The organism is Psychrobacter raelei (genome assembly GCF_022631235.3).
Lineage (GTDB): Bacteria > Pseudomonadota > Gammaproteobacteria > Pseudomonadales > Moraxellaceae > Psychrobacter > Psychrobacter raelei.
In genome coordinates this window covers 1,900,663-1,922,002 of the sequence record NZ_CP093310.2, presented here as the reverse complement: position 1 = coordinate 1,922,002, position 21,340 = coordinate 1,900,663, and the positions used below count along the sequence as shown (strand labels likewise).

At 45.0% G+C, this 21,340-nt stretch carries 16 protein-coding genes; 10 read left to right on the top strand and 6 right to left on the bottom strand.

Annotation, left to right across the window (positions count from 1 at the left end; all coding sequences use genetic code 11):
• Positions 1-57 precede the first annotated feature (57 nt).
• Positions 58-417, bottom strand: a complete 360-nt coding sequence (locus tag MN210_RS08085) for an AzlD domain-containing protein (RefSeq protein WP_011960766.1) — start codon at positions 415-417, stop codon at positions 58-60.
• Positions 407-1,156 carry an AzlC family ABC transporter permease gene (locus MN210_RS08080; protein WP_162522637.1) on the bottom strand — a complete coding sequence of 250 codons (750 nt, stop codon included), beginning with the start codon at positions 1,154-1,156 and terminating at the stop codon, positions 407-409. Before MN210_RS08080 ends, MN210_RS08085 begins: the two co-directional genes overlap by 11 nt.
• 344 nt (positions 1,157-1,500) lie before the next feature.
• Between MN210_RS08080 and MN210_RS08075 the strand changes: the two genes are divergently transcribed.
• On the top strand, positions 1,501-2,949 hold the full coding sequence (locus MN210_RS08075) for an SLC13 family permease (protein ID WP_338412020.1): 1,449 nt from the start codon (positions 1,501-1,503) through the stop codon (positions 2,947-2,949).
• A 124-nt stretch (positions 2,950-3,073) separates the two neighbouring features.
• On the opposite strand, the gene MN210_RS08070 is transcribed toward MN210_RS08075, so the two are convergent.
• Together MN210_RS08070 and MN210_RS08065 are read right to left on the bottom strand one after the other, a co-directional pair.
• Positions 3,074-3,544, bottom strand: coding sequence for a Dps family protein (locus tag MN210_RS08070; protein ID WP_011960763.1), 471 nt, complete (start codon positions 3,542-3,544; stop codon positions 3,074-3,076).
• A gap of 499 nt (positions 3,545-4,043) precedes the next feature.
• On the bottom strand, positions 4,044-4,706 hold the full coding sequence (locus tag MN210_RS08065; protein ID WP_241878182.1) for a YcxB family protein: 663 nt from the start codon (positions 4,704-4,706) through the stop codon (positions 4,044-4,046).
• Positions 4,707-5,112: 406 nt separating this feature from the next.
• Here MN210_RS08065 and serS point away from each other — a divergent pair, with 406 nt between their 5' ends.
• On the top strand, positions 5,113-6,399 hold the full coding sequence (serS, locus tag MN210_RS08060) for a serine--tRNA ligase (RefSeq protein ID WP_110816708.1): 1,287 nt from the start codon (positions 5,113-5,115) through the stop codon (positions 6,397-6,399).
• Positions 6,400-6,549: 150 nt separating this feature from the next.
• Positions 6,550-8,550, top strand: a complete 2,001-nt coding sequence (gene tkt / locus MN210_RS08055) for a transketolase (RefSeq protein ID WP_338412019.1) — start codon at positions 6,550-6,552, stop codon at positions 8,548-8,550.
• 102 nt (positions 8,551-8,652) lie between these two features.
• On the opposite strand, the gene MN210_RS08050 is transcribed toward tkt, so the two are convergent.
• Positions 8,653-9,600, bottom strand: a complete 948-nt coding sequence (locus tag MN210_RS08050) for an IclR family transcriptional regulator (RefSeq protein ID WP_338412018.1) — start codon at positions 9,598-9,600, stop codon at positions 8,653-8,655.
• Positions 9,601-9,870: 270 nt separating this feature from the next.
• On the opposite strand from MN210_RS08050, the gene MN210_RS08045 reads away from it, so the two are divergent.
• Both MN210_RS08045 and MN210_RS08040 read left to right on the top strand, forming a co-directional pair.
• Positions 9,871-11,067: an acyl-CoA dehydrogenase gene (locus MN210_RS08045; protein ID WP_110816705.1), complete on the top strand. Its 1,197-nt coding sequence runs from the start codon at positions 9,871-9,873 to the stop codon at positions 11,065-11,067.
• A gap of 129 nt (positions 11,068-11,196) precedes the next feature.
• Entirely contained in the window at positions 11,197-12,435 is a 1,239-nt protein-coding gene (locus tag MN210_RS08040) for a CaiB/BaiF CoA transferase family protein (RefSeq protein WP_338412017.1), read from the top strand.
• Positions 12,436-12,493: 58 nt separating this feature from the next.
• Here MN210_RS08040 and MN210_RS08035 read toward each other — a convergent pair whose 3' ends face one another.
• A complete protein-coding gene (locus MN210_RS08035) occupies positions 12,494-13,273 on the bottom strand; it encodes an IclR family transcriptional regulator domain-containing protein (protein WP_011960756.1) in 780 nt (259 codons plus the stop codon).
• A 380-nt stretch (positions 13,274-13,653) separates the two neighbouring features.
• Between MN210_RS08035 and MN210_RS08030 the strand changes: the two genes are divergently transcribed.
• From MN210_RS08030 to dld, 5 genes are all read left to right on the top strand, one after another.
• Complete coding sequence (locus MN210_RS08030; RefSeq protein WP_011960755.1) at positions 13,654-15,108, top strand: NAD-dependent succinate-semialdehyde dehydrogenase; 1,455 nt, start codon at positions 13,654-13,656, stop codon at positions 15,106-15,108.
• A 142-nt stretch (positions 15,109-15,250) separates the two neighbouring features.
• Complete coding sequence (gene gabT / locus MN210_RS08025; RefSeq protein ID WP_011960754.1) at positions 15,251-16,510, top strand: 4-aminobutyrate--2-oxoglutarate transaminase; 1,260 nt, start codon at positions 15,251-15,253, stop codon at positions 16,508-16,510.
• A 127-nt stretch (positions 16,511-16,637) separates the two neighbouring features.
• Positions 16,638-17,594, top strand: coding sequence for an agmatinase (speB, locus tag MN210_RS08020; protein ID WP_155587615.1), 957 nt, complete (start codon positions 16,638-16,640; stop codon positions 17,592-17,594).
• A gap of 284 nt (positions 17,595-17,878) precedes the next feature.
• On the top strand, positions 17,879-19,552 hold the full coding sequence (locus tag MN210_RS08015) for a 5-guanidino-2-oxopentanoate decarboxylase (protein WP_155587614.1): 1,674 nt from the start codon (positions 17,879-17,881) through the stop codon (positions 19,550-19,552).
• Between the two features lie 26 nt (positions 19,553-19,578).
• Positions 19,579-21,333, top strand: a complete 1,755-nt coding sequence (gene dld, locus MN210_RS08010; RefSeq protein ID WP_162522636.1) for a D-lactate dehydrogenase — start codon at positions 19,579-19,581, stop codon at positions 21,331-21,333.
• Positions 21,334-21,340 lie beyond the last annotated feature (7 nt).

Below are 21,340 nucleotides of genomic sequence, written 5' to 3'. Positions count from 1 at the left end.
TTAGGGACAAATAAACGCTAACAGTTGACCTAAAAAGCTTTGGAATATGGCCAAATATTAGCTTAAAAGGTGTGCAAATAACCGCAGCAGCCCATTGACAGCAGCGATGCCTACCACCATGCTCACCAACAATTGACGACTGATGTGATATACCAGCAGCACCAATATTAATGCACCAATTTGTGCCAAAAGTAGGTGCAGCTCGCCACTGTGCAGCCCAGTTTTGGCTGAAATATCCTGATAAGATAAGCTGGTTAAAATCAGCAATACCATCACCGATAGCGGTAAGCTTTCATTGAGTCTATGCAGCCAAGGTGTGTCCAGCAGCCGTCTAGGAATTAATGCAGGCAGCGCCCGAGTGATAAAGGTCACCCCGGCCATCGCTAACGTGGCAAAAATCAGATAGCTACTGCTCATGGCCATCTCCTTTTTTATGGGTTATTTCGGGGGGATGCTGCGCTGCCCAAAATCCACGTACTAAGATAAATAACATACACAGCGTAATGGCCATTAACAGTACCCAGCTGCTGGTAAATTGCGAGGCAATGATTAAAGATAAGATGGCAATGCCAATAGGAAAATAGCGTTTGATGCTTTGAAACTGTTCATAGGCCAAGATGGCAAATAAGCACACCAACGCAAAATCCAAATTGGGGATTAAGTCGCTTAGGGTGCCGCCGAGTATGAAGCCGATGCCACCTGCTACTACCCACCAGCTTTGGTTAAAAAGGCTAATAGGTAGCATTAAAGTCTTGCGCAAGGGTTGAGGCAAGCTGGTCATGACGGAGAAGGTCTCGTCGGTAAGCGCAAACAGACAGTAAGTCTTGGCCAGCTTGTTATCGGGCAAAGATTGTAATAGGGGCATGCCATAAAAGACGTGACGCAAATTAATGGCGGCAATGTTGGTGGCCATACTACCAATGGGCATACCGGCACTGAGCATAGGCAGGCAAGCATATTGAGCGGCACCGGCATAAAGCAGCACACTTAACATGATGGTGGCCCAAAAAGGAAGGCCGGCCACTTGAGCTAATACCCCAAAGGCTATACCGGCAGGTAAGTACCCCATGGCGACAGGTATGCTTTTTTTGAATCCTTGTGCCCAGTCATGTTGGGACTGGTGTTCGATAGATGAGGTGTTGGAATGAGAGGTCACAGGGCATCCTAATATTGACTATATTTTAAGCTTATGAAATCCAAGTAGCCTGTCCTTAATGGGCAAATTAACCTGCGCTTTTTGTTATAACAAAGCCGTTAATCGTCAAGCCTATATAAATTTTTTTTCAATTCTTATACACTTAGCTATAATAGTAGCTATATAGAAATATTTAGCAACAATTAACCTATTATTTTTTGTTATGAGTGCCTTGTTTTTTTATAGCCGCTTATTTTTGCCTACGCCATTTAACTGTTGTATTTTTGATATTTGAGTGATTTATTACCACGATTACTCTTTTGCCCGTAATGACACATTTGGGCTTACATTTATAAGGAGATTTTATGTCCGATCCGAATATTACGCCCAAAGGGCCCAACGATCCCTTAGATGGGCATCTGCCCCATGATGGCAATGAGTATCTATTTACCGATACCTTTCCTAAAGGCACCGTAAAGGGACTGGTTATCACAGCGATTGCTGCTCTTATTAGCGTGATGCTATTTAATGTATTGCCTTTTGAAGCCAACGTTAATAAGGGTCTGAGCCTATTGGTATTTATTGGTATTTTATGGTTAACCGAAGCGCTGCATGTGACCATCACAGCCATTTTAGTAGTGATCGTTGGGGTCGCCATTGGTATTCCTGAGTTTGATACCAAAACTGCTTTATCAAGCTTTGCTAATCCCACCATTTATCTGTTCTTTGGTGGCTTTGCATTGGCTGCGGCACTGCATGTACAAAAGCTGGATGAAAAAATTGCTTTGGGTTTAATCTCAATGTCCGGTGGGCGTTTAGGCAACGCAGTAGTGCTTATATTCATTGCTACAGCGATGCTATCTATGTGGATTTCAAATACCGCAACTGCGGCGATGATGTTACCGCTGGCCATTGGTATGCTATCCCAAGTTGATCGTCAAAAAGACCGTGGCACCTTCGTGTTTGTCCTGTTAGGTATCGCTTATTCGGCAAGTTTGGGTGGTCTAGGAACCATTGTGGGGTCACCGCCGAACGCCATTGCGGCCAAAGCTTTAGACATCTCTTTTGTAGATTGGATGAAGTTTGGTTTACCCATTACCTTTATTTTGACGCCTCTGTTATTGGGCGCTATGTATCTGGTGTTAAAGCCCAATCTTAATGTGCGTATCAGTAGCGTAGATCAGCCTGATATTCCTTGGACTAAGCCTAGAGTCATTACTATTATTGTATTCTTAGTCACCGCTTTATCATGGATATTTGGTAATAAGTTAGGTGAGATGCTAGATATTAGTGACATGGATTCTATTATTGCCTTGTCGGCAGCGGTGGCTGTGGTCAGCTTAGGGTTGGTATCTTGGAAACAAGTATCCGATAATACCGACTGGGGCGTGCTCATGCTATTTGGGGGCGGTATTGCGTTATCTAACGTTTTAAAAACTTCAGGCGCCTCACTAGTCATGGGGGAAACCGTCGCACAGGCACTAATGACCACACCTTTATTCCTAGTGCTGCTGGCGGTTTCTGCCTTTATTATCTTTTTAACGGAGTTTGCTTCGAACACCGCTTCGGCGGCACTACTGGTCCCTGTGTTTGTGGCCATTGCTGAGCAAATGGGTCTGCCAAAAGAAGTGCTCGTCCTTATTATCGGTATTGGTGCCTCGTGTGCCTTTATGTTGCCTGTTGCCACACCGCCAAACGCCATTGTATTTGGTACCGGCCTGATCAAGCAATCTGAGATGGTGCGGGTTGGTCTGGTTTTAAATATCGTTGCCTCTATTGTCGTGGCCTGCTGGGCCTACTTCTTCTTAATGTAAGGCCTGTTAACAAGAAGATTATTGTCATTAGATAACAAAAATCCCCGCTCAGTGAGCGGGGATTTTGGTGTTAGTAAAACTGGCTTGTCACTAAGTGACACACTAGCTTAGTCTAGACAGTGGGTTAGCCTAAGAAAGCGTTATACATCCAAACCAGTTTTTCTTGCTGCTGTACATACTCATCCACTAAATCAGCGGTACCTTGGTCTTCAGCTTCTTCTGCTACTGCAGATACTTGGCGCTGCTCTTCAATAAGCTCTTGTAAACCACTTACCAGACCTTTAACGCATTCTTTGCCGTTAAAGACGTTTTTGTGCTCTTTGATGCTGCTGTGCTGAGCAAAGTCGCTATAGGCATGTAGTGGCGTGCCGCCTAGAGTTAATACACGTTCAGCGATTTCGTCGATTTGAAGTTGTAAGCTGGTATATAGCTCTTCAAATTTTTGATGTAGTGAGAAGAAGTGCTCGCCTTTTACGTTCCAGTGGTAGCCACGCACATTAATATAAAATACATGGTAGCTTGACAATAGATTGTTTAGTTTATCGATGACAGCTGACATGTCTTTTTTTTCTAGGCCGATTTGATTGGTAGTCATAGTTATTATCCTTTTTTTTGTGAGTGTTAAGTGATTAAATTTTAATTGTTGAAAGACTGCTCTAAGCTATCTCAGCTTTGAGGTGACTTTCTATAAACGACTTGCTATAAACAACGACAGCGAAGTCCAAATGAAAGAGGCTAGAAGCGCTCCTATTCCGTACTGTTAATAGTAGCAAAGTTAACTGTATTAGTTAAATGAAACGTTTTAATAGTGTTGATAGGTTTTATAAAACTATAGCGGTGTGGTGTTATATCCTTAATAGTTATAGTGAATAAACGTTTATAGCATAATCAAAAATCTAGATTAAGTTAAGGGTTTTTTACAAATATAAACTTAGACATGACCTAAAAAATGAACCAGGCAATGCGCTATAAATGGCTGCTAAAAATGGCAATAAAAAAGGCAGCCAGAAGGCCGCCTTAAGGCATTAATTAGTCCATGACCAATAGAGGCTAATTTAGCTATGATTAACGATAATAGACGTTATCTGCTGTTGCTACTGCTGACCTAAAGCCACAGGATTTAACCCTTTTTGAGGAATGACTTCTAGTAGGTGCGTGCGCACAGTGTCAATCGGGAACTTTTGTGCTTGCAGACGTTTTGGGATAATCTGGCTGCCTTGCTGCCCCTGCATTTCAAATAACATAAAGATATAATCATCCGTCTCCTCCCAGCTCTTGACAGCACTCCAAGGAATGACAGCTTGCTGAGTGGATGCTGTACGCATTTGCATGCCGCGCATTGCCTTTGACATATTGGGCTGAATACCGGCATTAGGTGCTGGCATTGCCATAACCAGACCGTGTTTTTGCACGCCCAATTTTAACTGCTTCATTTCCTCTGGCATTTCTTGTTCGGCCATTTGTTTTTCAAACTCGCGTTTGACATACCATTTCATACCGACAGTGCGCACCAGCAGATATACCACGACCAGTACTAACATCAGATAGAAGATAAATGTTGAGTAGCCTTTCACAAAAACCAAGCCGGCAACGGCTGCGATGACCACCAGTGCCATCACAATCCACTCTTTGAGTTTGATGCTATTTAGGCCAAATGAGGGATTACTTTTTTCAAACAACTCAAATTGTGCTTGTTGAAATTCATCTTCAGTCAAATTAATGTCAACAGGTTGCAGCGTGTAAGGGTAGAGAGCCATATAATTACTCGAATAGGATGTTAATTGGGCAAAATAATAATAAAAGGAGTATGACTTTTTTTAGACCAAAGCCTAGCTGTCATAGATACCCTGCTATCTTACCGAAAACTGGGGGCAATTGAAACTTTTAACCCAAGCTGTGCTTGTAATTTTTATTCAAAGATTAAGTACGTAATCGGCGGATTTAAGTACTCAAAAAATAGCCTAAGACGAAAAGAGGGATGTTATAGATTGAAGCGTGGTCAAAATCAGTGGGCGAAAAATAGGCTAGGGTGGGTCAAAAAAACCAAAAAAGCAGATTTTTATCGGTTAATTGGGTGCATAGAGCGCTTTAAACGTGGTCAAAAATGCTCGGTCTTGGTATGATAGTCACCTTACTCTCTTAATCTCCTAAAAAAGGTGTTGCATGATTGATCCTAAGTTATTACGCCAAGATTTAACTGAGCTAAAACAGAAGCTTGCCAAGCGTGGCTATGAGCTGGATGTGGATTTTTGGCAACAGATGGAGTCGCAGCGCAAATCGCTTCAGGTGATCACCGAAGATTTACAGGCCAAGCGTAATGCTGGGGCTAAGCAAGTGGGTGTGCTCAAGAAAAATGGGGAAGATGCCACTGAGCTACTGGCTGAGATGCAAAATATCAGCAGCGAGATGAAACAAGCTGAAGAGTCGCTAAAAGCGCTACAAGACAAGATTAATCAAGCGGCATTACAAATCCCAAATATTCCAGCCGATGACGTGCCAGAGGGCAGCTCTGAAGAAGATAACGTTGAAGTGCGTAAATGGGGCACGCCGCGTCAGTTCGACTTTAAGGTCCAAGAACACAGCGACTTAGGCGAGGCTTTGGGTCAATTAGACTTCGCTGCTGCTGCTAAGCTAACGGGTAGCCGCTTTAGCGTATTAAAGGGTCAATTGGCACAATTACACCGCGCCCTTATCCAGTTTATGCTCAACACGCATACCGTAAAATACGGTTATACCGAGTGTTATGTCCCATATATCGTCAACTCAGATAGCTTAGAGGGTACTGGCCAGCTGCCAAAATTTGAAGAAGATTTATTTAAGCTGACCAACCACACCAACAATGAAGCAATGGGATTTTATCTGATCCCAACCGCTGAAGTGCCTATGACCAACTTGGTACGTGGTGAGCGTCTAGATGCCAGTGAGCTGCCGCTAAAATTTACCGCACATACCCCTTGCTTTAGAAGTGAGGCCGGCTCGCATGGTCGTGACACCCGTGGCCTTATCCGTCAGCATCAGTTTGAAAAGGTGGAAATGGTCAATATCGCTACCGCTGCACAATCTGATGAGCTGCTTGAGCAAATGACTGGCCAAGCTGAGTATATCTTGCAGCAATTACAGCTGCCGTATCGGGTGGTTAAGTTGTGTACTGGCGATATGGGGTTTAGCGCCCTGCGTACTTATGACATCGAAGTGTGGGTACCTAGCCAAGATACTTACCGTGAAATCTCAAGCTGTTCAAACTGTGGTGACTTCCAAGCCCGCCGCATGGGTACCCGTGTAAAAGAAGGCAAAAAAACTGAACTTGTACACACCCTAAATGGCTCTGGGCTTGCTGTGGGCCGCACCTTATTGGCGATTATGGAAAACCATCAAAACGCGGATGGCAGCATCACCATTCCAGAAGTACTGCGTCCTTATATGGGCGGTGCTGAGATTATTTCAGCCTAAGACAACTTTATTGGTATAATTTGAGACATCCTGCCATTCATAGGAGTGACAGGATGCTAAGTCATTTGTTTTTTATTGCTTATTTTTAGTCGTTTTTCCTCTCACTATTAACCTTTCGTTTTAATAGACCACCAAAACCTAGGATTTTTTATGTCAACACCTATATCTGAACGCAAACTAGCTAACGCCATTCGTGTGCTTTCTTTTGATGCGGTTCAAAAAGCCAACTCAGGGCATCCGGGCGCACCGATGGGCATGGCAGATATTGCAGAAGTATTGTGGCGTAAATTTTTAAAGCACAACCCAACCGATCCAAATTGGCCAAACCGTGACCGCTTCGTGTTATCAAATGGTCATGGCTCAATGTTGATTTACTCGCTACTGCATTTAACGGGTTATGACGTTAGCATTGATGATTTAAAAAACTTCCGTCAGTTGCATTCAAAAACCCCAGGTCACCCAGAGTTTGGCTATACGCCAGGTGTTGAAACCACGACCGGTCCATTGGGTCAAGGTATTGCCAATGCTGTGGGCTTTGCTATTGCCGAAAAAACATTGGCCGCTCAGTTCAACCGTGACGGTCACAACATCATTGATCACCACACCTATGCGTTCTTAGGCGATGGCTGTCTGATGGAAGGCATTAGCCATGAAGTGGCCTCACTTGCTGGCACTTTGGGCTTGGGCAAGTTGGTATTCTTCTATGATGACAACGGCATCTCAATTGATGGTAACGTAGAAGGCTGGTTCACTGACGACACGCAAATGCGCTTTGAAAGCTATGGCTGGCAAGTGATTAAGGTTGATGGCCATGACGCGGATGCTATTACCAAAGCCACGGAACAAGCGATTGCTGAAACCAGTAAACCCAGCTTAATCATCTGTAAAACCATTATTGGTGTGGGTAGCCCCAACAAACAAGGCAAAGCTTCAAGCCATGGCGCGCCACTGGGCGATGATGAAATCGTATTGGCTCGTGGCGAGCTTGCTTGGGCACACGCTCCTTTTGAAATCGATGAAGAAGTGTATCAAGCTTGGGATGCTAAAGCCAAAGGTGAGGCCCAGCAGAAAAACTGGGAAGCGGATTTTGAAGCCTATAAAAAAGCCTATCCAGAGCTTGCTGAGGAGCTACAGCGTCGTCTAAGCGGTGAATTGCCTGCTGACTTTGAGCAAAAAGCCAAAGCATACATCCAGCAGTGCCAAGATCAGGGTGAAAACGTCGCCAGCCGTAAAGCCAGCTTCAATGCTATTAATGCTTTCCAGCCACTACTGCCAGAGATTATGGGGGGGTCAGCAGACTTAGCAGGGTCTAACTTGACCTTGTTCAAAGATGCTAAAGGTATTGAAACTGATGCTGATGGTAACTACATCTATTACGGCGTGCGTGAATTTGGTATGACCGCGATTGCTAACGGTATTGCGTTACACGGCGGCTTTATTCCTTACGTCGCTACTTTCTTAATGTTTATGGAATATGCCCGCAATGCGGTACGTATGGGCGCGTTAATGAAACAGCGTGTTATCCATGTGTATACGCATGACTCAATCGGTCTGGGTGAAGATGGTCCTACGCATCAACCTGTGGAGCAGTTGACCAGCCTGCGCACCACACCAAATCTGCATACATGGCGTCCTTGTGATACCGCAGAGTCGGCCACGGCCTGGGCAGAAGCACTAAAAGCTAAGAACAACCCATCTGCGCTGATCTTTAGCCGCCAAAACTTGCCGCACCAAGCACGCGATAGCGAGCAAGTGGCCAATATTGCTAAAGGGGGTTACGTGCTGGCCAAAGAGCAGTCTGAGCTTCAGGCCATTATCATTGCGACAGGCTCAGAGGTGAGCTTAGCGATGGACGCATACCAGACATTAACGGCAAATGGTGTGGGTGTGCGCGTGGTGTCTATGCCTTGTGCTGAAGTATTCACTGCGCAAGACAGCGACTATCGTGAGGCAGTATTACCATCAAGCATTCGTGCTCGCGTTGCGGTAGAAGCTGCACACGTGGACTATTGGTTTAAGTTTGTGGGTCTTGATGGTAAAGTGATTGGCATGATCACTTATGGTGAGTCAGCTCCTGCAGGCGAGCTGTACAAAGAGTTCGGTATCACTACTGAAGCTGTGGTAGAGGCGGTAAACAGCTTAGTTAAATAAGCTTTTACTGACTGAATAAAAAAGAGTTGTCAGACATGTCTGGCAACTCTTTTTTTATGTTTAATCTCTTTTCTTAACATCAATAAGGTAAAGCCCTTTTGTTTACAATGACTCAATCTGTTTGGCCAAAGCCTGTAGGTGCGGCACAATATAACTGATATAGCTGTCGGCCTCCCACAGTGCCCTTGGAACACTGGCATTTAAGGCGTGAGTGTATTTACCCTGAATGCTGTCGTATAGCGGCATTGCCACTGCCAAGATATCGGGTGAGTACTCCCCATCGGACAAGCTGTAGCCGTGCTGATGATAAAAATCAGCTGCCTGATTAAGCCTATTTATTGCCACAAGTTTTTGCTCAGAGTCATCAGCATAGGGCAGAGTATCTATCACTTGCTGCTGCATAGATGGCGTCATCGCAGCATAATAAGCCCGCCCTAAAGCCGTCTTCTCAAGTGGCACCGTTGACCCCACTGACAGATTCACCGCCAATCGTGCTGGACTGCGATAACACGCCACATAACGCATCTCGCCCTCATCTTCGGTCGCAATATTGACCGATACCTGATGATTGAGTGCAAACTCTCGCAGTAACGGCATCGCCTCTTCAACGATATCTTGCCCTTGCCAGACACTGCTGCTTAATTTGAGCAGGTTTTTGCCAAGCTTATAGCTGTCATTGCTATTGCGCTTGATAAAGTTTAACTGCTGCAACGTATGCAATAGGCGGCTGACAGTGGCTTTAGGCAAAGCAGTCTTATCACACAGCCTCTGATGGGTCAGCTCTTGCTCATCTTCAAAGGCACTTAGCAACAGCAGTCCTCGTCCAAGTGCTGTAATAAAAGCCTTGTCATCCGTTATTTTGGCATGCTCTAAACTGCGGCTGAGGCTGTCAAGTAGACCAATATTTGCTGATGGTTTTAGGGTCGGCAAAGATGCCATGTCTTTATTAGATACTGTTTCTTTATAAAAGCGTGGGTCATGATCGCTGCCAGACTGATCTGATACAGCAGCTATATTTAAGCCATTTGGTTGCTTTTTGGGGTGTGTCATAAGGTAGTCATCGCCGCTTATATTTATTTTAAATAGCAGTTAAACCATTGATAATAAACCACATAATTTGTTGTTTAGTCGATGGCTGTCAAAACTGCTTTACTTACTCAATCAATTCTGTTTTAATTAATCCATTAAATGAAACACAGTTTCACTATGCGGAACATATTAAGTTTAGCAGCTTTAAGTAAAGTAATCTAGCTTTTTTATTTCGCACTCTTAATAAGCCCATTTGTATAAATGACAGTTGATAAAAACAAGGAGTTCGTTATGTCAAGTAATGCCCACGCCACCCACAGACCTACTTTTGAATGGTCAGATCCTTTTTTATTACATGACCAACTCACAGAAGAAGAGCAGATGGTGCAAAGATCGGCGCATGATTTTTGTCAAAGCGAGCTTATGCCAGGAATTTTACAGGCCAACCGTCATGAGAATTTTGACCGCAATATCATGCGTCAAATGGGCGAGCTGGGTCTGCTTGGCGTTACCATTGACGGGTATGGTTGTGCCGGACTATCGAGTGTGGCTTATGGTGTTATTGCCAAGGAAGTAGAGGCAGTCGACTCAGGCTACCGCTCCGCCATGAGTGTGCAGTCAAGCCTAGTGATGCATCCCATCTGGGCATACGGCACAGAGGCACAAAAAGAAAAGTACCTGCCCAAACTGGCAACAGGTGAGTATGTGGGCTGCTTTGGCTTAACCGAACCTGACGCTGGCTCAGATCCTGGCTCAATGAAAACTCGTGCCAAAAAAGTAGATGGTGGCTATCAACTTAAAGGCAGCAAAATGTGGATTACCAACAGTCCAATTGCCGATGTCTTCGTGGTATGGGCCAAAGATGATGAGGGTGAAATCCGCGGCTTTGTATTAGAAAAAGGCATGAAAGGCTTATCAGCACCTAAAATTGAAGGCAAATTCTCGCTGCGCGCCTCTATCACTGGTGAAATCGTGATGGATGATGTGTTTGTCCCTGAAGAAAATGCTTTTCCAGACATTCGTGGTCTAAAAGGGCCGTTTGGTTGCCTAAACAAAGCACGTTATGGCATTGCTTGGGGCTCAATGGGCGCAGCTGAGTTTTGCTGGAAAGCGGCCCGCCAATATACCCTAGATCGCAAACAGTTTAACCGTCCGTTAGCCGCCACTCAATTGGTACAGCTAAAGCTTGCCGATATGCAAACTGAAATTGCTCTAGGCTTACAAGCTGCGCTGCGAGTAGGGCGCTTGATGGATGAGCATAATGCGGCGCCTGAGATGATTTCTCTGATTAAGCGCAACAACTGTGGTAAGGCGCTCAATATTGCTCGTGTGGCACGTGATATGCACGGCGGTAATGGTATCAGTGATGAATTCCATGTGATTCGCCATGTTATGAACTTAGAGGCCGTGAATACTTATGAAGGCACTCATGACGTACATGCCCTTATTCTAGGCCGTGCTCAGACGGGTATTCAAGCTTTTGGTTAGATAGTTTTATAGCAGTAGACATGGAAGGCAATGGCCGCCATAAGCAGGGTTTTGTTTCGGCTGTCATTAGCGGAGCACTCTCCACTTAGGGCGGCTTTTTTTATCGCCAAAACAGACATAAGGGATGATATGTTACATAATGAATCAACTGAGTCAGGACGCACAGAGCAAAACATACAGGCCTTAAGCGGTATTAAGGTTTTGGATTTATCTCGAGTGCTGGCAGGGCCGTCTAGTACCCAAATTCTTGCAGACTTAGGTGCTGAGGTTATCAAGGTAGAGCGCCCTGTGGTTGGGGATGAAACTCGGCACTGGAATCCGCCAAGCTTCACTGATGAGCAGACAGGGGAGCAGACCGCCGCCTACTTTGCCACTGTCAACCGCAATAAGAAGTCAATCACCGTGGACATCACCACAGCAGAGGGGCAGCAGCTGATTAAAGCGCTGGCAAAAGACAGTGATGTGCTGGTGGAGAACTTCAAAGTGGGTGGGTTAAAAAAATACGGGCTAGATTATGAGTCATTAAAAGCGCTCAATCATCGACTGATTTATGCCTCCTTGACCGGCTTTGGGCAGACAGGGCCTGAGGCACATAAACCTGGATATGACTATATCATTCAAGGCTTATCAGGGCTGATGAGCATCACAGGCCCAAGCGATGGAGAGCCGCACAAAGTGGGCGTGGCTGTGGTGGATTTGTTCGCAGGCTTGCAGCTGACTGTGGGCATTCAAGCAGCGCTTTTGGCGCGCGCCAATACAGGTGAAGGACAGCATGTGGATGTCGCCTTGCTCGATAGTGCCATTGCGATGCTGGCCAATATCGGTATGAATCACTTGGCTTCAGGCAAGACGCCGCCTAGATTGGGAAATGCCCATCCTAATATTACGCCTTACCAAGTATATGCTACAGGTGATGACAGTCACTTTATCTTGGCGTGTGGCAATGACAGCCAATTTGCCAAAGTGTGTGATGTCATTGGAATAGCACTGCATGAAGACCACCGATATAGTACTAACCCTGCTCGAGTGCAAAACCGCGAAAGCTTACAGCAAGTACTCACAGCGGTATTTAAGACCAAAACCCGTGAGCAGTGGCTACAGCTGCTGCAGCAAGCCGGCGTGCCTTGCGGTCCTATTCATAATGTCACTGAGGCATTAGCAATGCCGCAGGTGCAGGCTCGCGATATGATTGTCAGCTTCGAGGGTAGTCCGGTGCGCGCTTTAGGCAGTCCGATAAAGCTCTCTGGGACGCCGGTGAGCTACCATAGTGCTCCGCCGGCGCTAGGCGCAGATACTGAGGCGGTATTACATAGCATGGGACTTAGCGATGAGAAGATACAGCAGCTGCGGGCTCAGAATATCGTGTAGACAAAATATCTGCGTCCATGCCTGTCAACACATAAGCGCTGGCTATTGGCGCAATGAATTAGTGGCTGCTGACGCCAAGGCGCTGGGAGATGTCTTTGGCCAAGGCCAGTAAGGCTTGGCTGACGCCCTCGCGCTGTTTTTCATACTCCTCTTTAACGAAGCTGATGGCCATACCAGCAATCGGCTGTCCTTCCGTATCGACCACACAGGTTCCCAGACAATACATACCCTCTCGCAGCTGACCATCATCAAGTGAGATGCCGGTATCACGCACCTGCTGCAACTCTTTAAGTAGCACATCTAATTGCTGCACACTTCTTGAGGTATATGGCGCCGGCATCTGCTGCTCAAACAGCTGAGTTATGGTGCTATTGTCATAAGTGGATAACATGGCTTTGCCAGTGGCAGAAAAAGGCGCAGGTACTCGCACCCCTGAGCGAAAGGTAAAACCTAGTGGGGCGGGCGACTCATGGCAGGCTAAAAATACCACCTCCTTGCCATCAATCTTCGATAAGGTCACCGTGTGCTGCAATAGCGTGGGGTGATTGACAATGACCTCGTGAAAGACATCAATAATACTGTGCTGCTTTTCATACTTGCCAGCCCAGTACAACAGATAAGACCCCAAATGAAAACGGTTGTCACGGTCTTTAAACACCAAATGCTTGGCCAATAGACTTTGCAAGATATTGTGGGTGCTACTTTTGGGAAGTGACAATTGCGACGCGATTTCAGCTGAGGTAAGTGGGTAATTGGCTTCTGTAATCAGATCCAAAATAAGGCACATTTTATCTATGGCAGGTACGCTAACAGAGGGCTTAGAGGTATTGTCTTTCAAGTCGAATTTTCCTATTTAATACTCAAGTAATCCAAGCTTACTCGGCTCAATGAGCGGAATGACAATATGTCATTGAAAGTGTGTAACGATGAGTCGTTATTTAATTTGAAAGGGATACGGATGGCAATAACTCACCAATAAAAATAGGGCTAATTATATGTAATTTTTGGTTGCAATTTAAAGGAAACTAAACCTATAATAAACCATCCTGTATATGAAATACAAATTCAATATACTGAACCAAGAAGAGTAGGGAAATTCTCATACACTGTGTCTTGAAGGCATAGGTATTCACTTGATGAAGTAGATATTTAATTAAGTAGCCAGTTTGCCCTCACAAGCATCTAGCTTGGCTACCCAAAGCGACAAGGAAGGTCTTTATGTTAAGTTTAAAAAATCCTGCATTATTAAAATCACATTGTCTACTGGGCGAAGGCTGGGTAGATGCCCAAGATGGTAGCCAAATTGCGGTGACCAATCCCTTTAATAACCAACAAATCGGCACTGTGCCAAGTCTAACTCAAGCTCAAGTTGAGCAAGCTGTCACTGATGCTGAAGCTGCTCAAGTGGCTTGGGCTGCTCTTACCGCAGCTGAGCGGGGCAAGTTATTACATAAATGGGCCGATCTGATTGATGACAATCACGAAGACTTGGCGGTATTAATGACCGCTGAGCAGGGTAAGCCCTTAAAAGAGTCTCGTGGCGAGATTACCTATGCCAACAGCTTTATTCGCTGGTTTGCTGAAGAAGGCAAGCGTGTGTATGGCGATGTCATTCCCTCTACCAAAAGCACTCAGCGTATTACGGTTCTAAAGCAGCCGGTGGGTGTCTGCGCAGCCATCACGCCTTGGAACTTCCCCTCAGCCATGATTACCCGCAAAGCGGCACCTGCCTTAGCGGCCGGCTGTACCATGATTGTCAAGCCTGCCACTGAGACCCCGTTATCTGCACTGGCATTAGGCGAGCTTGCGCTGCAAGCGGGTATTCCAAAAGGTGTGCTACAAATTGTCACTGGCAAGTCCTCTGTTGTGGGCGGGGTATTAACGCAAGACCACCGCGTGCACAAATTGTCTTTTACCGGCTCAACAGAGGTGGGCCGTACCTTAATGGCACAATGTGCGCCCACCATCAAAAAGCTGTCTTTGGAACTGGGCGGTAACGCACCCTTTATCGTCTTTGATGATGCCGATCTTGAAAAAGCGGCCGATGGCTTAATCGCAGCCAAATACCGCAATGCCGGTCAGACCTGTGTCTGTGCCAACCGCATTTATGTACAAGACAGTATCAAAGAGCAGTTTTTGGCCATTTATCTACAAAAAGTCGCCCAGTTATCGATAGGTGATGGTCTAAAAGAGGGGGTAGATATCGGTCCTTTAATCAACCAAGGCGCCCTAGATAAGGTCACCGCTTTATTACAAGATGCGTTAGATAAAGGCGCAAGCTTACTGGCTGGGGGTGATGTGAATGACATCTCACCCTTGACCATGAATCCGACGGTAATTAGTGACATCACAGCAGATATGGACATTGCTCACGAAGAGATTTTTGGGCCAATCAGTACCATCTTTACTTTCAGTGATGAAGCAGAAGTTATCAAGCATGCCAATGACACTATTTATGGCTTGGCTGCCTATTTTTATAGCAATGACCTGGCCCGTTCATGGCGCGTCTGTGAAGGGCTAGATTATGGCATGGTGGGCCAAAACACAGGCATCTTATCGACAGAGGTTGCGCCCTTTGGTGGCGTCAAGCAATCTGGATTTGGTCGTGAAGGCTCTAAATACGGCATAGATGAATATGTCGTCACTAAATACTGGGCCCAAGAGCTGGGCTAACTATCTTTGATTTAAAAAACGGTCAACTATTGATCATAACAGGGGATATCTCCCCAGCTATAAGTTGGTAACCTAAGTGGGATAATCCACTTAATATTTTCCCAAATGCACAGGCATTAAATTTGATACAAAGGATGTAGATATGAGCAAGCTAACCAATCAGTCATTACTAGAGCGCCGTACCAAAGTATTACCTAAAGGCTTAGGCGTGGCTTTCCCAGTCTTTGCCGAGACGGCCAAAAATTCAGAGGTATGGGATGTTGAAGGCAATCGTTATATCGACTTTATCGGTGGTATATCGGTACTAAACACTGGCCATAATCATCCAAAAATCACTGAGCGTGTGCGTGAGCAGTTGGATAAATTCACTCATACCGCTGCCCAAATCATGAACTATGAAAGCTATGTGAGTCTGGCTGAGAAGTTGTGTGAACTTGCCCCTATCAGCGGTGATAAAAAGGCTGTGTTTTTTACCACGGGCGCTGAAGCGGTTGAGAACACCATGAAAATTGCCCGTGCTCACACCGGTCGTCACGGCGTTATCTCCTTTGTCGGTGGCTGGCATGGCCGCACTCATATGTGTATGGGGCTTACCGGTAAGGTGGTACCTTACAAAAACAACTTTGGTCCTATGCCAGCCTCCATTCACCATGCGTTATTTCCAGCACCTGAGCTTGGAGTGACAGAGGCACAAGCGCTTGAAAGCATTGAGATGATTTTCCAGGCTTCTATTCACCCAAGCGATGTGGCAGCCATGATTATAGAGCCGGTCCAAGGCGAAGGCGGCTTCCATCAAGTTACCCCCTCATTTGCTAAGGCGCTACGTAAGATCTGTGATGAGCACGGTATTGTGCTGATCTTTGATGAAGTACAGACCTGTTTTGGTCGTACTGGCACTTTATTTGCAACGGAGCAACTAGGTGTTGAGCCTGACTTAATGACCAGCGCTAAGAGCTTGGCTGGTGGGTATCCTATTTCAGCTGTGATTGGCCGTGCGGACATTATGGATACACCACAGCCTGGTGGGTTGGGTGGTACTTATTCGGGTAACCCATTGGCTTGTGTGGCTGCTTTGGCAGTCATCGAAGTGATTGAAGAAGAAGGTTTGCTTGAGCGCAGTAAAGTGATTGGCGATACCATTGCCAGCTTCTTAGCGGCACTAGATAATCCAAAAATTGCCAATATCCGCCATAAGGGCGCCATGCTGGCCTTTGATATAGTGGATGCTCAAGGTAAGCCAGACGCTGAAGCCACCGCCAAGCTGCGTGCCAATGCCTTTGAAAAAGGTCTTCTATTGGCGTCATGTGGCCGTCATGGTAACGCCATTCGTGTGATGGTGCCTTTGACTGTCTCTGATGACGTGTTGCAAGAGGGTCTTGAGATTATTAAAGCGGCTTTGTAATGTAGTAGACGGCTGAAGAAGGGACAGGCCGTTTTATAATTTAGCATCAAAGGTTTAAAGTCTTTGATGCTAAATACTAAAGTTATATTATCTATATTGTGCATAATATCGGAATCAGGAATTAAAAATGAAATTCAATCAACCTTTAAGTGGCAATGATATGCCAAGATTTGGCGGCTTTGCCTCTATGATGCGCTTACCGACTCAAGCTAATGCTGAGGGTTTAGACGCTGCCTTTGTTGGTGTACCTATGGATATTGGAGCATCAAATCGTTCAGGTGCACGTTTAGGTCCACGTCAGATTCGAGATGAGTCTCGTATGATTCGTCCTTATAACGTGGCAACACGCGCAGCACCTTTTGAGTCATTGCAAGTAGCGGATATTGGTGACGTTCCAATCAATACATTTAACCTATTAAAAAGTGTTGATATTATTGAAAAATTCTACACTGAAAACATCTTAAAATATGATGCTATTCCGTTAACACTTGGTGGCGACCATACTATTGCACTGCCTATTTTAAGAGCACTAGCTAAAAAATATGGTCCAGTGGGTATGGTTCATATTGATGCACACGCAGATATCAATGATGAGATGTTTGGTGAAAAGATTGCGCATGGGACACCGTTCCGCCGAGCAGTGGAAGAGAACCTATTAGATGGCAATCGTGTAGTTCAAATTGGATTGCGTGGGACTGGTTATAGCGCGGAAGAGTTTGACTGGTCAACTGATCAGGGGTTTAGAGTAGTTCCAGCTGAAGAGTGCTGGTATAAGTCACTGACGCCATTAATGGCTGAGGTACGTGAAAAGCTAGGAGAGGGACCTGTTTATTTAAGCTTTGATATTGATGGTATTGACCCTGCATTTGCACCAGGTACAGGTACTGCAGAAATTGGTGGTCTGACATCAACCCAAGGCATTGAAATTGTACGAGGTATGCGTGGTCTAGATGTTGTCGGCTGTGACTTGGTTGAAGTGTCTCCACCGTATGATCCGTTTGGTAATACCTCGGTACTTGCAGCAAACTTGCTGTTTGAAATGTTATGTATTTTGCCAGGTGTTCGTTACGACGAAAAACCTTAAAGCATTCAGCACAGGTATGTAATCGGCCTTACGAAGCTTATATGGTATTCACTAATAACTTTGTGACAGGGGATGAGTGGAAATAAGCTAAGCTGATTACATAGAATCGTGATGAAGGTGTCGCGACAGTTCAGGATATTTAATCTCGTGTTGGTATGGCGAGCAAGATATTGCACTAAACTTGTCCACCATTTTTTTTGAAAATCAAAGACTAAATTATCAGTATTATCAGTTGTAAACGTGCCTCGCTAGGATTAGCAATAAGGCCTTAAAAGGAATTAATTATGTCAGTTTCAAATATCCCAGCTCAACTGACCTGCGGAGAGCTACTTGTTGAGTGGCTTGAATATTATGGTGTCGATACCGTATTTGGTATTCCAGGTGTTCATACCGTTGAGCTATATCGGGGCCTGCCCAATACAAACATCACTCACGTTACACCGCGCCATGAGCAGGGAGCTGGATTTATGGCTGATGGCTACTTTAGAGCCTCCGGTAAAATTGCAGCCTGCTTTATTATTACTGGTCCTGGTATGACTAATATCATGACAGCCATGGCCCAAGCCTTGGCAGATTCTATACCTATGCTAGTTATTTCTAGTGTCAACAAAGTAGGGGATACCGGTAGTGGTGAAGGACATCTACATGAGCTTCACGATCAACAAGGTATGGTAGATAAAGTAGCACTTTATAGCAAAACAATTTGGAAGCCAGAATCGTTACCAAAAGTTATTTCTGAAGCTTTTAGCACCATGAAAGGGGCACGTTCTGGCCCAGTACATATTCAGCTGCCTATTGATGTTATTACTGCAGATGCCAGTCATGTCGCTAAGCCACCAACAAATAAACAGCCATTAGAACACTCATCTGTGCTAAGTATTGGTGCCAATCCAGACCAGCTAGATAAAGTAGTAATAGCTTTAAAACAAGCCAAAAATCCAGTGCTGCTCTACGGTGGTGGCTGTGTAGATGTAAATGAAGATGCTCAAAAGTTGGCTGAACTCATTGATGCACCAACTTTGCTCACCATTAATGCTAAAGGGGTGCTCCCACCCTCTCATCCGCTGAGCCTTGGTAGTACGCAGTCACTACCAGCATCAAGAGCTTTGATTGGTAACGCAGATGTGGTGTTAGCGATTGGTACAGAGCTAGGCGAAACCGATTACGATATCGTATTTAATGATGAGTTTGATATAACCGGTACCCTAATTCGAGTCGACTGTGATCCTCGCCAATTAAATCTACCCTTCGTTGCCGATATTCCTGTTTTAAGCAGTGCTCAATCTGCCATTAGCGGGCTGTGCAAGCGTTTACAAGATCAGCCATTGTCACATGATGCTAAGCAAACAGTAGAGCAAGTTAAGCAGCAATTAGTTGACGAGATGGCACCTAGTTTTGCTGGTCAAGTTAGTGTGTTAAAGCTAATCAGAGACACTTTAGATGATGTCATTATTGTCGGTGATTCTACTCAGCCTGTGTATAGCGGTAATTTGGGTTATGAAGCGGTTAAGCCACGCAAATGGTTCAACTCATCGACAGGTTTCGGTACGTTAGGCTACGGTCTGCCAGCAGCAATTGGTGCTAAGATTGCATCAAGTGCCCCGGTTATTAGCTTAATAGGTGATGGGGGTATTCAGTTTACTATTAGTGAGCTCATTTGTGCAGCTGAGCTAGAGCTACCCTTGATTGTCTTGGTTTGGAATAACCAAGGTTATGGTGAAATTCGTCGTTATATGGAAGAAGGTGGACTGCCACTGATTGGTGTCAATATTAAAACACCAAAGTTTGATTTATTAGCAGAAGGTTTTGGTGCAGATTATCGCCGAATCACCAGTGAGGAGCAGCTTAAAAAAGCTCTACTAGAAGACACGCAAGGCAATAAGCCTGTGGTTTATGAGATTGATGAGTCAGACGCATTCTTATCAGAGCTGGCGCAAGACTTTAAATATTTCTCGTAAATAATGCGGAGTGAATATTGATGACTATGAGCACTCACAACACGCCTGTCAAGAGTGATGCATCAAGTGCTAAGCAATTAGCGCACCTTGTGTCCCAGTTGATAGAGGTTGTGGGTGACACGCAGGTTTTAACGACATTCGGTCAGCAATATGCTTATCTGCAGGGTGCTGGGGAATCCAGTCTGAGTAAGGTACTTGCTGTGGTGATTCCACATGATCTGGTTCAGCTATGGCGTGTGATAACCCTGTGTGCGCAAGCAGACATCATCATTATTGCTCAAGCAGCAAATACAGGATTAACAGGCGGATCAACCCCTTATGGCAGCTACGATAGAGAAGTTGTGGTTATTTCAATGCAGCAGCTTCATGGCGTGCATCTATTAAATGATGCTTCTGAGCTGATTGCGTTGCCTGCAGCTAGCTTACAGCAATTAGAGTCAATTTTAGAGCCGTTAGGTCGTGAGCCACATTCTGTATTGGGTTCAAGCTGTGTTGGCGCCTCAGTAATTGGCGGTATTTGTAATAACTCTGGCGGCATGTTGGTACAACGTGGACCGGCTTATACAGAAATGGCTTTATTTGCTCGAAAAAATAAGCTCGGTCAGTTTGAGCTTATTAATCACTTAGGTATTGAGCTTGGGTCAGACCCAGAGGAGATGCTAGAGAATCTGCAAGCAGGAAAATTTAGCGCTGTAAATAATGAAACACAGCAGACTGAATCACCACGCTTATCTTGTAATGCACAATACCAAACCAAAGTGCGGGATTGTGATGCGAGTACGCCAGCCCGTTTTAATAATGACCCCAGCGGGCTTTATGAGGCATCAGGGTCTGCTGGCCGAGTTATTGTTTTTGCGGTTAGAGTAGCTACGTTTTCTAAACCGTGTAAAGAACGAACTTTTTATATTTCTAGCAATAATGCTGAGGTTTTAACCAAGCTTCGTCAACATTGGCTCAAAAGTGATTTAGAGTTACCTGTTCTAGCAGAGTATATGCATGGTGACTACAACCAGCTAACTATGCGTTATGGTAGAGACACTTGTCTAAGTATGCGAAAACTATCAGCAAAAAAGATAGCGAATTTGTACAAACTTAGAGCTAAGGTCAGCTACTACTTAGGTAAATGGCATTTGCCTAAAACTCTGCCAGATCGTGTATTGCAGGTAGTCTCTATGTTTATGCCTGCATCTTTGCCGAAGAGCCTGCAGCATCAAGCACTGTCATACCGTTATCATTTAATTATTAAAGTAGCAGATGATGAAAGAAGTCATAACGTTGCCAGTGCATCGCGTTTCTTAGAACAGCACATACCTGAATACGAGAGCACTGTTCGTACCTGTTCAGATGAAGAAGCTCAAGCATTGTTGGTGTTTCGTAGTGCAGCCACAGCAGCAATGTTTAGGTATTACGATCTTAATAAATCAAATTTTGGTGAGATGTTATCTACTGATATTGCACTGCCTCGCAATGCAACAGATTGGGATGAAAAGTTACCAGAGCATCTACAAAAGCAGGTGAGTAAGACGCTTTACTTAGGTCACTTCTTTTGCCATGTGCTACATCAAGATTATTTATTAAAACCAGCCGTCAGTTTGAAAGCATTCAAGGATGAACTGTTAACGTTTTATAGCCAGCGAAATATTGAATATCCTGCTGAGCACAACGTTGGCCATATCTATAAAGCAAAACCTGAATTACATCAATTCTATAAAAAACTGGATCCGACCAATTCTTTAAATCCAGGCATTGGTCAAACTACAAAGTTCAAAAATTGGCAATAGATATCTA

Bases quoted from the DNA above. Each gene is read 5' to 3' on its own strand.
- MN210_RS08085 (WP_011960766.1), bottom strand. From the start codon at position 417: ATGAGCAGTAGCTATCTGATTTTTGCCACGTTAGCGATGGCCGGGGTG.
- MN210_RS08075 (WP_338412020.1), top strand. From the start codon at position 1,501: ATGTCCGATCCGAATATTACGCCCAAAGGGCCCAACGATCCCTTAGAT.
- MN210_RS08070 (WP_011960763.1), bottom strand. From the start codon at position 3,544: ATGACTACCAATCAAATCGGCCTAGAAAAAAAAGACATGTCAGCTGTC.
- MN210_RS08065 (WP_241878182.1), bottom strand. From the start codon at position 4,706: ATGGCTCTCTACCCTTACACGCTGCAACCTGTTGACATTAATTTGACT.
- serS (WP_110816708.1), top strand. From the start codon at position 5,113: ATGATTGATCCTAAGTTATTACGCCAAGATTTAACTGAGCTAAAACAG.
- tkt (WP_338412019.1), top strand. From the start codon at position 6,550: ATGTCAACACCTATATCTGAACGCAAACTAGCTAACGCCATTCGTGTG.
- MN210_RS08050 (WP_338412018.1), bottom strand. From the start codon at position 9,600: ATGACACACCCCAAAAAGCAACCAAATGGCTTAAATATAGCTGCTGTA.
- MN210_RS08045 (WP_110816705.1), top strand. From the start codon at position 9,871: ATGTCAAGTAATGCCCACGCCACCCACAGACCTACTTTTGAATGGTCA.
- MN210_RS08040 (WP_338412017.1), top strand. From the start codon at position 11,197: ATGTTACATAATGAATCAACTGAGTCAGGACGCACAGAGCAAAACATA.
- MN210_RS08030 (WP_011960755.1), top strand. From the start codon at position 13,654: ATGTTAAGTTTAAAAAATCCTGCATTATTAAAATCACATTGTCTACTG.
- gabT (WP_011960754.1), top strand. From the start codon at position 15,251: ATGAGCAAGCTAACCAATCAGTCATTACTAGAGCGCCGTACCAAAGTA.
- speB (WP_155587615.1), top strand. From the start codon at position 16,638: ATGAAATTCAATCAACCTTTAAGTGGCAATGATATGCCAAGATTTGGC.
- MN210_RS08015 (WP_155587614.1), top strand. From the start codon at position 17,879: ATGTCAGTTTCAAATATCCCAGCTCAACTGACCTGCGGAGAGCTACTT.
- dld (WP_162522636.1), top strand. From the start codon at position 19,579: ATGAGCACTCACAACACGCCTGTCAAGAGTGATGCATCAAGTGCTAAG.